The sequence below is a fragment of the Nocardia bhagyanarayanae genome (assembly GCF_006716565.1).
Lineage (GTDB): Bacteria > Actinomycetota > Actinomycetes > Mycobacteriales > Mycobacteriaceae > Nocardia > Nocardia bhagyanarayanae.
Genome location: NZ_VFPG01000001.1, coordinates 2,981,248 through 2,994,540, shown reverse-complemented (window position 1 = coordinate 2,994,540; position 13,293 = coordinate 2,981,248). Strand labels below are relative to the sequence as shown.

Genomic DNA, 13,293 nt, shown 5'->3' with positions numbered 1-13,293 from the left:
CTCAGGCGCAGGGTGGGGCGGGGGCGTCTTGGAAGAGGGGGGCGCCTGTTGGAGGGGCGTAGACGACGTCGAGGACAAGGGGGTCGGGGCCGAGGTTCTGGCCGATGTGGACGTTCCACTCGCCTGCGGGTTCGTAGATGAAGTCGCCCGTGCGGTAGACCGGCGCAACACAATCCGGGCCGGGGTGGGTGAGGGTTCCGGAGCGGATGAAGCCGAAGACCGGGCCGTCGTGGTAGTGCCAGCCGGTCGAACCGCCGGGGCCGATGGTGATCTCGCGAACCACCAGATCGGTTCCTGCGACGAACGGCAACAATCCGGCCGGAATCTGCGCCTGCCCGAGGGTGACCGCCGTGATCTCCGACCCGGGCGTCGCCTCCGCCCGCACCCCACCGACCAGCGACCCGCCGACCATCGCCGCAACGACCGCTCCGCGCACAATGGGCGTCATCGGCGCAGCGTATCGCTGTGTGCGACGGCCGGGAAGGGTCGACGACGAATCCGTCCGTACTGTCCGATTCGATCGGCAACCGGCGGACTTTTGGTCTCTCGCGTTGTTCAGGGGCCTTTCACCATTTCTCTCCCGTCGATAGAGAAATGAATACGACGGTAGTCATATGGTGGTGAATTGATCTTGGTAAGCCACCATTCGACTCCCGTCGATCTGGCGGGCACTCAGCGCTTGGGTGGGAGGGACCGGGCGTAGGTGACGCCGCGGGCGATCCAGGCGCGCAGGGCGGATTCGTCGTGCAGGGCGGTGGGGGTGACGCGCAGCCAGCCGCGCATTTCGCGGCCCCCCATGGTCATGGTCGAGACGGATTCGCCGTCGATCAGATCCTCCGCCTCGGCCGGGTCGACGCGGACGAGCAGGCCACCGTCGCGAATGGCCGACACCGCCATGTTGCCGTCGACGAGGAAGGCGAGACCGCCGAACATCTTCTTCTCGACCACCTGCGGACCGGGTTCGATGAGATCGCGGATCCGCTCTGCCAGCTTCTCGTCGTATGCCATGGGTCACAGTGTGGACCCCGGCACCGAGCCGCGAAAGCTCGGACCGAGGGCGTTCAACGTACGCGTGTATCGACCATTTCCCGCACGGCCGCGCGATAACGATCCGCGATGAGCCGGACGACCGCGGGATGCACGCCGATGGGCTCCGCCACACCGTCCGCGCCCGCGTCGTGCAGCCGCTGCTGGAACAACCCGTGCGCCAGCAGATAGGACGCGACGAAGACCCGCCGCGCACCGGAGGCACGCAGATCGGCGACGACTTCCGGGACGCGCGGCGCACCCGTGGCGACGTAACCGATGCGCACCGGCGCACCGAGGTGCTCGGCCAGCATCGCGGCCGCACGCCGGACATCCTGCCGGGCACGGGCATCCGAGGAACCCGCCGCCGCGAACACGACCGCGTCACCGCGCCGCCAGCCCGCCGCGCGCAACCGCATCGCCATGATCCTGGCCAGCGCCGGATCCGGCCCCATGGCCGCGGTGACGGCCACCGCGTCGTGCCCGCTCTCGGCGACCTCGCGCGGCACGTCTTGGTAGACGTGGTAGCCGGAGGCGAGGAACGCCGGGACCACCACGGCGGGAACGGATTCCGCCGCAGCGTTCAGATCGCGCAACACCTCCGACGGCGACGGGCCGAGCACGTCGACGAAGGCGGTGCGCACCACGGGCGCGTCGGTACGGTCGCCGCGCCCCGAAATCGCGGCGACCGTTTCCGAGACCGCACCGAGTTCACGGGAGACCGCCTCGGCCAGAGCCGCGATCATCTCCACGCCCCTGGTGCTTCGGGTGCCGTGCGCCACCAGCACCAGGGCGGGGGTGCTCACCAGCTCCCCATCGGTTGCGGAGCGTACTTGGGAGCACGCATGGGCGCGCCGACACCGGGCACCTGCGGCCGCGCTTGCGGCACCTGGCGCGGATTGTTGTCGGTGCACTCGGCGGCGTCCAAGGCGAGCCGGTAACCGCGCTTGACCACGGTCTGGATCGCCTTCGGCGTGCCGAGCCCGGCGCGCAGCCTGGCGATCGCGGTCTCCACGGCGTGCGTGTCGTCACCGCCGCCGGGCAGCGCGGAGAGCAGGTCCTCGCGGGACACCACCCGACCGGGCTGGCGGGCCAGCGAACGCATCAGCGCCATCGGCGCCGGCGCGAGCTGACGCACCTGGCCGTCCACGACGACACACGCGCCGCGCACACTGATGTTGTGTCCGGCGGCCTGAATCCGGTTGGCGCGCCGGGGCAATTCCTCGGCCACGTGCCTGGCCAGCGCGCCGAGTCGCGCACGCCCCGGCATCGAGGTCGGCACGCCGAGCTCTTCCAGCGGCGCCGCGGTGATCGGACCGACGCAGGCCGCGAGCACCCGGCCGCGCAGGGCGTGCAGCACGCCCTCCAGCAGACCGGTTTCCTTGGCGCGCATCAACATCGACGCCACGGCGGGCGCGCTGGTGAAGGTCACGCAGTCCAGGCTCGCGGTGACGATCGCCTCGATCAGCTGGTCCATCGGGCCCTGATCGGCGGGCGGCGTCCAGCGGTACACCGGCACCGGAACGACATCCGCTCCGGCGCAACGCAATACCTCGCAGAAGTCCGGTACCGGCTCCCACTCGGTGGTGGCGCCGTGCAGCTGCACGGCGATGCGCACGCCCTCCACGCCCTCGGCGAGCAGGTGATCGAGCACCTCGGCCGACGACTCGGAGGCGGGCGACCATTCCTCGCGCAGTTCGGCGGCGCGGATGGCGCCCTTGGCCTTCGGGCCGCGCGCCAGCATGCGGGTGGCGGCCAGCGTGCTGCGCAACTCCTCGGCCAGCCCCCAGCCTTCGGCCGCCTCCATCCAGCCGCGGAAACCGATGCCGGTGGTGGCGACGGTGATCTGCGGCGGCTGGGCGACCAAAGTCCTTGTTACGCGCTCCAATTCGGTGTCGTCGGCCAGCGGAATGATCCGGATGGCGGGCGCCGTGACGATGGTGGCGCCCCTCCTGGTGAGCAGGGTGGCGAACTCCTCGGCTCGCCGCGCCGCCGTGATCCCGACCGTGAATCCGGCGAGACAGGCGCCCGCTTCAGTTGTCGTCATAGAGGTTCATCCGTCCGAAGAGTCGAGCGCCACCGGCTCGTTGGAAACCGAAACGATGCCGTCGTCGACCCGCACCGCGTACACCGGCAGCGCCGCCGATTCATCGTCCAGGCAACGCCCATCGAGCAGCGAGAACGCCTGCTTCAGCAGCGGCGAGGCCACGACGGGCACGCCGCCGCGATCACCGACGATCCCGCGCGACATCACGGCCGCGCGACCGAACGGATCGATATTGCCGACGGCGTACAGGCTGCCGTCGGTCAGTCGGAACAGTGCGGCCTGCTGGCCACCCTTCAGCAATACCGCAACGCCGCGGCCTGGAATCAAATAGTCGAGTCGGCACGCTTGCGTCCAACCGGTGGCCGTAGCTGGCGAGATGCTGGGTGTATCGATCACGGTCATCGGGTTCCTCCTCCGAACGCCTTACTCATTGGTACCGGCGTCCTGTTTCCGCACGGTTAAGTCGTTATTTCCCGTGCGTGGCGGCCGGCATTTGTGGCACGCCCAACAGCACCGGCACCTTCCGCTCGCCGCTGTCGTCGAACGAGATGGTCGGGTCGGCCTCCTCCGGCGCGTTGACGAACGAGACGAAGCGCGAGAGCTTCTCCTCGTCCTCGAGCACCGCGGCCCACTCGTCCTTGTAGCCGTCGACGTGCTTGGCCATGGCGGCCTCGAGTTCGTCGGCGATACCGAGGCTGTCCTCGCAGACGACCGCCTTGAGGTAGTCCAGGCCACCCTCGAGCGCCTCCTGCCACGGCGCGGTGCGCTGCAGCCGGTCGGCGGTGCGGATGTAGAACATCAGGTAGCGGTCGATGTACTTGATCAGCGTCTCGTCGTCGAGATCACCGGCGAGCAGCACCGCGTGCTTCGGCGTGAGACCGCCGTTGCCGCCGACGTAGAGGTTCCAGCCGTGCTCGGTGGCGATCACGCCGACGTCCTTGCCGCGCGCCTCGGCGCACTCGCGGGCGCAGCCGGACACGGCCAGCTTCAGCTTGTGCGGGGAACGCAGTCCGCGGTAACGCTTTTCGAGCAGCACGGCCATGCCGACCGAGTCCTGCTGACCGTAGCGGCACCAGGTGGAGCCGACGCAGCTCTTGACGGTGCGCAGCGACTTGCCGTACGCGTGACCGGATTCCATGCCCGCGTCCACCAGACGCTGCCAGATCTGCGGCAGCTGCTCGACGCGCGCGCCGAACAGGTCGATGCGCTGGCCGCCGGTGACCTTGACGTAGAGGCCGAATTCCTTGGCCACCTCGCCGATGGTGATCAGCTGCTCGGCGGTCACCTCACCGCCGGGCATCCGCGGCACCACCGAGTAGGTGCCGTTCTTCTGCAGGTTGGCCAGGAAGTGGTCGTTGGTGTCCTGCAGCGCGGCCTGCTCACCGTCGAGGATGTGGTCGCTCGAGGTGGAGGCCAGGATCGAGGCGACGGTCGGCTTGCAGATGTCGCAGCCGGTTCCCTTGCCGTACTTGGCGATCAGGCCGGAGAAGGTACGGATGCCGGTGACCTGAACGATCTGGAACAGCTCGGCGCGCGACTGGGTGAAGTGCTCGCACAGCGACTTGGAGACCTCGACGCCGGACTGCTCGAGCAGCTTCTTGAGCATCGGCACGCAGCCACCGCAGGAGGTGCCCGCGTTGGTGCAGCTCTTGATGGCGGGCACGTCGCAAGCGCCCTCCGCGATGGCACCGCAGATCGCGCCCTTGCTGACGTTGTTGCAGGAGCAGATCTGGGCGTCGTCGGGCAGGGCGTCCGCGCCGAGTTCGGCACCCGCGGGGGAGATCAGCGAGGCGGGATCGGCGGGCAGCGGACGGCCGACCAGCGGACGCAGCGCGGAGTACGCGGACGCGTCGCCGACCAGGATGCCGCCGAGCAGGATCTGCGCGTCGTCGGAGACGACGAGCTTGGCGTAGGTGCCCTTGGCCGCGTCGTGCAGCACGACCGACAGCGCGCCCTCGGTGGTGCCGTGCGCGTCACCGAAGCTGGCCACGTCGACGCCGAGCAGCTTCAGCTTGGTGGACATGTCGGCGCCGGGGAATTCGCCCGCGCCGCCGAGCAGCCGGTCGGCCACCACCTCGGCGGTGCTGTAACCGGGGGCGACCAGGCCGTAGCAGACGCCCTCGACCGCGGCGCACTCACCGATGGCCCAGATGTTCGGGTCGGAGGTCTGCAAGCCCAGGTCGGTGACGATGCCGCCGCGCGGACCGACCTCGAGGCCCGCGTCACGGGCGATCTGGTCGCGCGGACGGATGCCCGCGGAGAACACCACGAGCGAGGCGTTGTCGATGGTCGACTCGTCGGAGAGGGTCAGCTTCAGCTTGCCGTCACCCGCGGCCTCGATCGACTGGGTGCCGACGCCGGTGTGCACGTTCAGGCCGAGGTCGGTGACCAGGCGCTCCAGGATCGCGCCGCCGCCCGCGTCGACCTGCGCGGGCATCAGCCGGTCGTTGAATTCGATGACGTGCGGCGTCATGCCGAGCAGGCGCAGCGCGTTGGCCGCCTCCAGCCCGAGCAGACCGCCGCCGATCACCACGCCGACCGCGCCGGGACCGGCCGCCTCGGCGGTGGCGCGGATGCCGTCCAAGTCCTCGATGGTGCGGTAGACGAAGCAGCCGTCCAGGTCGTGGCCAGGCACCGGCGGCACGAAGGCGTAGGAGCCGGTGGCCAGCACCAGCGCGTCGTAGGCGATGGTGTCGCCCGCCGAGGTGACGACCTTGCGCGCGTCGCGGTCGATGCTCTCGGCGCGCTGGCCGAGGCGCAGCTCGACGAGGGCGTCACCGGCGTACTCGTTGCCGGGCAGCGCGAGCAGGCTCGCGTCCCAGCTGCCGACGTAGGACGACAGTCCGACGCGGTCGTAGGCGGGCAGCTGCTCCTCGCTGAGGATGACGATCTGCCACTGGCCGGCTTCGTCACGCGAGCGCAGTGCCTCGACGAAACGGTGCCCGACCATGCCGTGGCCGACGACCACCGCGGTCTTGCGCTGGGCGGGATCGACTGTGGGGTTCATGGTGACCTCCCTGGGGACGGTTCGGGCGTCAGGCGCGAGCCGACGAGTTGGACTTGGATGCGGCGGCCTCGGCCTCGAGGACGAGCGCCTCGGCTTCGTGCACGACGTCGCTGTCGGCGGCCATGGTTGGACGGCGGAGGAAGACGAACCAGGTCACCGCGGCGCAGGCGACGTAGAAGGCCATGAACACCCAGAAGGCGGTGGTGGCCGAGTTGGTCGAGGCGTAGGAGGTGCGCAGCACCAGGTTGATGCCGACGCCGCCGAGCGCGCCGATGGCGCCGACGACGCCGATGAGCGCGCCGGAGGTGTTCTGCGACCAAGCCGCCTGCACCGAGGGGCTGGCGTCGAGGCTCTTGGACTTGGCGTCGAAGACCGACGGGATGATCTTGGTGACCGCGCCGTTGCCGAAACCGGAGAGCACGAACAGGGCGATGAAGCCGATGACCATGACGGTCATCACGCCACCGCTGGCAACGCCGCCGTTGCCGTCGGCCACGGTGCTGGCCATTCCGACCACGAGGGTGGCGGCCATCATCGCGGCGAAGACGAAGATGGTGACCTTGCTTCCGCCGATCCGGTCGGCCCACTTGCCGCCGTACGGGCGGGCCAGCGAACCCAACAGCGGGCCGATGAAGGCGATCGACGCGGCGTGCACGGCGGCCTGCGCGGCGGTGTCGCCGCCTGCCTTGAAGCTGATCTGCAAGATCTGGGCGAAGGCGAAGCTGTAACCGATGAACGAACCGAAGGTGCCGATGTAGAGGAAGGCGATGGCCCAGGACTGCGGCACCTTCAGCGCCGTCACCATGTAGGACAGGTCGGCCTTCTGGTTCTTCAGGTTGTCCATGTAGAGCGCGGCGCCGACCGCGGTCAGCGCGACGAGCACCAGGTAGACGGCGCAGATCAGGGAGCCGTAGCCGTCGCCGAGGGTCGCGAGGACGAGCAGGCCGAGCAGCTGGATGACCGGCACGCCGATGTTGCCGCCTGCCGCGTTCAGACCGAGGGCCCAGCCCTTGAGCCGCTGCGGGTAGAAGGCGTTGATGTTGGTCATCGAGGAGGCGAAGTTGCCGCCGCCGAAGCCCGCGAACGCGGCCACGATCATGAAGGTCGTGTACGAGGTGCCCGGCTGGTTGACGAAGTACAGCGTCAGCAGCGTCGGGATGACCAGCAGGAACGCACTGAAGATGGTCCAGTTGCGTCCGCCGAACCGGGCGGTGGCCACGGTGTAGGGAATGCGCAGCAATCCGCCGACCAGCGTCGGCAGCGCGGCGAGGAAGAACTTGCCCGCGGGATCGATGCCGAACTTGTCGGCGGGCATGAACAGCACCATCACCGACCAGATCGACCAGACCGAGAATCCGACGTGCTCGGCGAAGACCGACCAGATCAGGTTGCGCTTGGCGATGTCTTTGCCGCCCGCCTCCCAGGCCGCGACGTCCTCGGCATCCCAGTGCTCGATGTTGTGGTTACGCGTCAGCGTGCTCAACAAGGGCCTCCCAAAATCGGTTGGCCCCAACGGTAGGAAACAGGTATTGCCGAAATGCTGCGGTAAATGACCGCCAAATCAACGGTTGCTCACGATTACCCGGATTCCGGGGTGAGTTCCAACGTTATGTTTCACCCGTGTGACACAAGAGTTTCCACGGGTGACAAACAGCCGATCTCGCGCACAGCGGCCGGTGAGGTGTGACGCGCACAGCATGCGCCGCACCGCACGGGCACGCAACTCGAACCGGGAGATTCCGCCCGATCAGTTCCAGGTGTCCTCGAGCATGCGCGGCTTGCACGCCTGCCACGCGCCGGCGAGCAACACCAGCACCGCGACGCTCAGCATCGCGAACGGCGCGAGCCAGCCGCCCGTCGCGGTGTGCAGCATGCCGAACAGCAACGGGCCCGCGCACGCCACCGCGTAACCGACGCCCTGGGTGAAGCCGGACAGCGCCGCCGAGCCGCGCGGGGTCTTGGTGCGCAGATTGATGAGGGTGAGCGCCATCGGGAAGGTGCTCGGGCCGAGGCCGAGGATCACCACCCACAGCACGGGCGCGCTCATCGGCGCGATCAGCAGGCCCGCGAAGGCGGTGAAGAACAAGGCCGCGCAGCCGACGACAACGGGGAACGGATTGCGGAAGCGGGCGACGATCGTCGGCGCCGAGAGCGCGGCCACCAGACCGACCAGGGCGAACAGTCCCACCATGGTGCCGCCGAACGCCGCGCTCGCGCCCGCTTCGCTGAGGATCTTGGGCAGCCAGGCGAAGATCGCGTAGGTGGTCAGCGAGGTCATGCCGAACATGCCCGCCATGCCCCAGGCGACCGGCGAACGCCAGACCCGGCCCACGGACTCGGCGCCTTCGGCGGGCAAACCCGTGGTGTCGGCGATGTCGCGACCACGCCGATCGCGCAGCACTTTGATCCAGGGCAGCGCGGCGGCGAAGCCGAGCAGCGCCCACAGACCGATCGAGATCCGCCAGCCGTGCGCCTCCGCCACCGGGACGGCGATCAGCGCGGGCACCACGGTGCCGAGCTGCACCATGGTGATGTAGAGGGAACTGATGACCGCCAGCCGGTCCGGGAAATACCGCTTGACCAACGGCGGGATCACCACGTTGCCGATGCCCATGCCGCCGAGCGCTAGCGCGGAGAAGATCAGCAGTTCGGCGGTGCCGTGCGTCATGGCCCGGATCAGCATGCCGAGGCCGGCCATCAGCATGGCGGTCAGCGCGGTGCGTTCCAGGCCGAGGCGACGCACCAGGATCGGGGTCAGCAGGCCCGAGAGGGCGAACATCGCGGTCGGGATCATGCCGAAGACACCGACGACCGCGGTCGAGTAGCCGATATCCGCGCCGATGCGCTCGGCAAGCGGGCTGAACGCGGTGACGGCGACCCGCAGCACCAGTGCGGACATCACGATCGCGGTGAGGACGAGCAGTCGACCCTCTACCAGCGCGCGCTTGCGCTGCTCGAGAGCGGCGGAATCCTGACGGGTCGCGGTGTTCGAGAGGGTCGCTGTCACCGAGAAATCATAGGATGACCCGATGATCGTCGGCAACAATTTGTGACGGGCGGTACTCTGTTCCGGTGCAACCCGTCCGGCGCACCAGCCTCATCGCCCAGGTAACCGAACAGCTGCGTGCCGAAATCCGTTCCGGCCGTTGGGCTATCGGCTCCCGCATCCCGACCGAGCCGGAGCTCACCGAGCTAACCGGCACCGGCCGAAATACGGTGCGCGAGGCCGTCCAGGCGCTCGTGCACGCGGGCATGCTGGAACGGCGCCAAGGGTCGGGCACCTATGTGATCGCCGCCTCGGAAGTCGGCGGCACCCTTGGCAAATACTTCGCCGACGCCGAGGAGCGCGACGTCCTCGAACTACGCCTCGCGCTGGACACCACCGCCGCCGCGCTCGCCGCGCGCCGCCGCGACGACGCCGATATCGCGAACCTGCGCAGGTTGCTAGAGGAACGCAGCCACCACTGGGACGCGGACACCCACAGCGCCATCGCCGCCGACGTCGCGCTGCACCGCGCGATCGTGGTCGCCAGCCACAACGCGGTGTACCTCGAGTTCTACGACTCGCTGCTGCCCACCATCGAACAGGTGATCCGCTCGCGGACTTCGAAATCCGACGATTCCTACGACGCCGAGCACAACGAACTCGTGCAGGCCGTCGTCGACGGCGACGCCGATCGCGCCGCGCAGGCCGCGCGCTGCTTCCTCGGATCGCTCATCGCGGAATACCCGGACGCCCGATAGTTCCGACCGGTCCCGCGGCGCCATCGCCAGGTAACCAACTGGTCACCGAGGGCGTTTCCCCCATGTGAGTCGGATTTGCCGGGAACGTCACCGAAGGCCACGGGCCCGCAACAACTGGCTTCTACCTTTGTCTCGACCGTACAAAAGGCAACTCGACGGCCCCTCCCCGACTTGGATGGGCGTCCCGAGACGAATCAACGTCGCAATGGCGCGACGATTGCCGCGATGAGGGTCGGTCGAGCCTAATCGAGAGGAAGCCGATGACTGCCACAGTTGCTGCCACCGGCCAGCAGTCGGAATCGTTCAGCCACCAGAAGCGTGGCCGCTGGCTGGACCACTGGGAACCGGACAACCTGAAGTTCTGGGAATCGGGCGGAAAACTGACCGCACGCAAGAACCTGATCTTCTCGGTCTTCGCCGAGAACCTCGGCTTCAGCGTGTGGGTCATCTGGGGCACCGTGGTCACCAGCATGGGCGCCGCGGGCTTCGACTTCCTCGCCGGGCTCGGCAAGGGCAACCCCACCGCGGTGAGCAACGCCCTGCTGCTCACCTCCACCCCGACGCTCGTCGGTGCGGCGCTGCGCATTCCGTACACCTTCGCCATCCCGAAATTCGGCGGGCGCGCATTCACTGCGTTCAGCGCGGCCATGCTGCTGATACCGACCCTCGGCCTGGCCTACTTCGTGAACCAGCCGGGCACCCCCATGTGGGTGTTCATGGTCCTCGCGGCGCTGGCCGGCTTCGGCGGCGGCAACTTCTCCTCCTCGATGGCCAACATCTCGTTCTTCTTCCCGGAAGGGAAAAAGGGCGCGGCCCTCGGCATCAACGCCGCCGGCGGCAACCTCGGCGTCGCGCAGACCCAGCTGGTGCTGCCGCTGCTGATCACGTTGGGCACCCATCTCACGGCCAAGGATCCGGCGGGCTACCGCTTCGGCATCACGCTCTCGGTGCTGGTCTGGGTGCCGTTCATCCTGATCGCCACCTTCGGCGCCCTGCGCTACATGGACAGCATCAGCACCGCGAAGTCCGACGGCAAGTCCTACAAGCTGGCGCTCACCAACCGGCACACCTGGGTGATGTCGTTCCTCTACATCGGGACCTTCGGTTCCTTCATCGGCTTCTCCTTCGCCTTCCCCACCCTGATCAAGGCCAACTTCCCCGACCTGGCCAAGATCGGCTGGATCACCACCCTCGGCAACCTGGCCTTCCTCGGCGCCTTCGTCGGCTCGTTCAGCCGCCCGTTCGGCGGGTGGGTCTCCGACAAGGTCGGCGGCGCGAAGATCACCGTGATCGTCTTCAGCGGTATGGCCGTCGCTGTCGCCGCGATCATGGCGGCGCTCGAGCTGAAGAGCTTCCCGCTCTACCTGGTCGCCTTCCTCGCGCTGTTCGTCCTCACCGGCATCGGCAACGGCTCCACCTACCGCATGATCCCGTCCATCTTCAACGCGGAGGCCAAGAAGTACGCCTCCGAGCACGGCATGGACATCGCCGAAGCCTCGGCGTCGGCCAAGCGACAGGCGGGCGCGGCGATCGGCGTCATCGGCGCGATCGGCGCCTCCGGCGGCTACCTGTTGCAGCAGGCACTTCGCCTGTCCAACATCAACTTCGGCAGCATGGCGCCCGCCTTCTGGGCCTACTCGGCGGCGTTCATCGTGATGGCGGGGGTCACCTGGTTCTTCTACCTGCGTTCCTCGTTCGCCATCGGCCGCATCCCCTCGCTGGCCTACGCCAAGGTGTAACCGCATCGCCGTCCGGCGTTCGGACCGAACCCCGAACGCCGGTCGGGGCCGGGCGGTCCCGATTCCCCTCCGGTGACCGCCACGCCCTCGTTCGACCCGAATGCCGCTGGGAAGGGTTTCCTCCCAGCGGTTTTCGGCGTCTCCGGGCGACCGTCGAGCAACGCCGCCCGAAACGACCGGCCGCACTGATTCCGAACCTCGCAGTACCACACCGCTTTACGCTGGAGTCAGACTCACGCAGGGGAGACAGAGGTGAGCCATTGGAAATCGGGGCAAGGCCGGGGGCTGTCTACCGGGCCGCGACAGTGCACGACCTCACGGACATCGCCGCGCTCGAACTGGAACAGTTCGCGGACCACGCCTACCCGTACGCCGCACTGCGGCAGCTGTTCGATCTGCACGGATCGCATTGGGTGGTGGCCGAACTCGACGACCGCGTCTGCGGATACGCACTCGTCGGCCTAGGGTCACGCAGCCGAGGCTGGGTGATGGGCTTGGCCGTCGCCGCACCGTATCGGGGACGCCGGATCGGCCGTGGGCTGCTGGAACGCGCGGTGCACAGCTGCCGGACCGCCGCGGCGGATTCGGTCTACATCACCGTGCGCCCGAGCGATCAGCTCGCCACCAACCTGTACAAGACCGCCGGTTTCGAGGTGACCGGTCACGAGGACCAGTATTTCGGCCCCGGCGAGCCGCGCGATGTGCTGCGATATCGGCTCACCCCGAAACCCGCCGCCGGCCGGGTGCCCGAGCCGACCGACCCGCACTGGCTCAAACAGCGGCCCGGCCGATAGCCGAATCACATTGCTATGGTGGATGTCACGTCGAGACGACGCGGACGATGCCGGGGGGCACCACACACATGACCGAATACGTAGGGCAGTCACAGCTGCCGCACGCGGTGCTGTCGATGACCACCTTGATCGACAGACACGCCGACCGGTACACCACCGACATCCTCAAATTCCTGAACCAGAATCACGACGATCCGGCGCGAACGCCGGAGAAGCTGATGCTCAGGGCATTCCACAACCACGTCGAGAACCTCGTCCTGGATTACGATTCGGCGCCCATCGCGCCGGGCGGGGACACCTTGATATTCCGGCACATCTACGAGGCAGCCGAACTGCCGATCGGGCACCGCGAGCAACCCGGCTGGACGCCACTGACGATCCTGACCGCGCTCCTGGCGGCCGAGGTGGAGTTCCGCGGACCGCGGCGCCTGAGCCGTACCCAGAACATGCGGCTTGCCGAGATCTACGAACAGCTCGGTCATCGCCTCACCGACGCCGACCTGCCGTCGCACGCGGCGCTGGCGTTCAAGCGCGCCACCGCGTTGCACGCGCTGGAAGAGGATTTCGGCAAACAGGACCGCTGCCGTCTCGCGCTGGCCAGAGCCCGGCGGCGCGCGACCTTCCCGGTGTGGAAGCGCATCCCTGGCGCTATCTCGGATCTGCTGTGCGGGTATGGCTTTCGCCCTTTCCAGCTGCTCGGCTGGATCGCGCTACAGCTGCTCGCCTTCACCGCGGCGCTGTGGCTGACCGACCGTGAGCCGATCTCGACGACCTTCCACCTGTGCCTGGTCAACTATCTCAATCCGGTCGGACTCGGCGATCTCACCGACATCGGGCGGGCGGGCCGGGTGCTACTGATCGTCGAGTCCTACACCGGAATCGTGTTCACCTCCGTGTTCTTCGCGCTGCTGGTGCGGCGCTGGTTCCGGCTGTGAA

The 13,293-nt window shown here is 68.2% G+C and carries 12 protein-coding genes; 4 read left to right on the top strand and 8 right to left on the bottom strand.

Annotated features, from left to right (window positions below):
• Position 1: 1 nt before the first annotated feature.
• The 8 genes from FB390_RS12760 to FB390_RS12725 form a co-directional block, all read right to left on the bottom strand.
• On the bottom strand, positions 2 to 448 hold the full coding sequence (locus tag FB390_RS12760; RefSeq protein ID WP_141809144.1) for a cupin domain-containing protein: 447 nt from the start codon (positions 446 to 448) through the stop codon (positions 2 to 4).
• Between the two features lie 224 nt (positions 449 to 672).
• A complete protein-coding gene (locus FB390_RS12755; RefSeq protein WP_141809143.1) occupies positions 673 to 1,008 on the bottom strand; it encodes a TfoX/Sxy family protein in 336 nt (111 codons plus the stop codon).
• Between the two features lie 53 nt (positions 1,009 to 1,061).
• Positions 1,062 to 1,832, bottom strand: a complete 771-nt coding sequence (locus FB390_RS12750; RefSeq protein WP_141809142.1) for a sirohydrochlorin chelatase — start codon at positions 1,830 to 1,832, stop codon at positions 1,062 to 1,064.
• Positions 1,829 to 3,073 (bottom strand): uroporphyrinogen-III synthase, encoded by a 1,245-nt coding sequence (locus FB390_RS12745; protein ID WP_141809141.1) that lies wholly within the window; start codon positions 3,071 to 3,073, stop codon positions 1,829 to 1,831. The genes FB390_RS12750 and FB390_RS12745 overlap by 4 nt, the downstream gene beginning before the upstream one ends.
• A 6-nt stretch (positions 3,074 to 3,079) precedes the next feature.
• Entirely contained in the window at positions 3,080 to 3,475 is a 396-nt protein-coding gene (gene nirD, locus FB390_RS12740; protein ID WP_141809140.1) for a nitrite reductase small subunit NirD, read from the bottom strand.
• 64 nt (positions 3,476 to 3,539) lie between these two features.
• Positions 3,540 to 6,080 (bottom strand): nitrite reductase large subunit NirB, encoded by a 2,541-nt coding sequence (gene nirB / locus FB390_RS12735; RefSeq protein WP_141809139.1) that lies wholly within the window; start codon positions 6,078 to 6,080, stop codon positions 3,540 to 3,542.
• 28 nt (positions 6,081 to 6,108) lie between these two features.
• Positions 6,109 to 7,566: a nitrate/nitrite transporter gene (locus FB390_RS12730; RefSeq protein ID WP_141809138.1), complete on the bottom strand. Its 1,458-nt coding sequence runs from the start codon at positions 7,564 to 7,566 to the stop codon at positions 6,109 to 6,111.
• Between the two features lie 261 nt (positions 7,567 to 7,827).
• Complete coding sequence (locus tag FB390_RS12725) at positions 7,828 to 9,087, bottom strand: CynX/NimT family MFS transporter (protein ID WP_141809137.1); 1,260 nt, start codon at positions 9,085 to 9,087, stop codon at positions 7,828 to 7,830.
• A gap of 65 nt (positions 9,088 to 9,152) precedes the next feature.
• On the opposite strand from FB390_RS12725, the gene FB390_RS12720 reads away from it, so the two are divergent.
• The 4 genes from FB390_RS12720 (at position 9,153) to FB390_RS12705 (ending at position 13,292) form a co-directional block, all read left to right on the top strand.
• Complete coding sequence (locus FB390_RS12720; protein WP_067789416.1) at positions 9,153 to 9,824, top strand: FadR/GntR family transcriptional regulator; 672 nt, start codon at positions 9,153 to 9,155, stop codon at positions 9,822 to 9,824.
• A 260-nt stretch (positions 9,825 to 10,084) separates the two neighbouring features.
• On the top strand, positions 10,085 to 11,563 hold the full coding sequence (locus FB390_RS12715) for an MFS transporter (RefSeq protein WP_141809136.1): 1,479 nt from the start codon (positions 10,085 to 10,087) through the stop codon (positions 11,561 to 11,563).
• Between the two features lie 260 nt (positions 11,564 to 11,823).
• A complete protein-coding gene (locus FB390_RS33500; protein WP_185757018.1) occupies positions 11,824 to 12,357 on the top strand; it encodes a GNAT family N-acetyltransferase in 534 nt (177 codons plus the stop codon).
• Positions 12,358 to 12,425: 68 nt separating this feature from the next.
• Complete coding sequence (locus FB390_RS12705; RefSeq protein ID WP_141809134.1) at positions 12,426 to 13,292, top strand: potassium channel family protein; 867 nt, start codon at positions 12,426 to 12,428, stop codon at positions 13,290 to 13,292.
• Position 13,293: the final 1 nt, after the last annotated feature.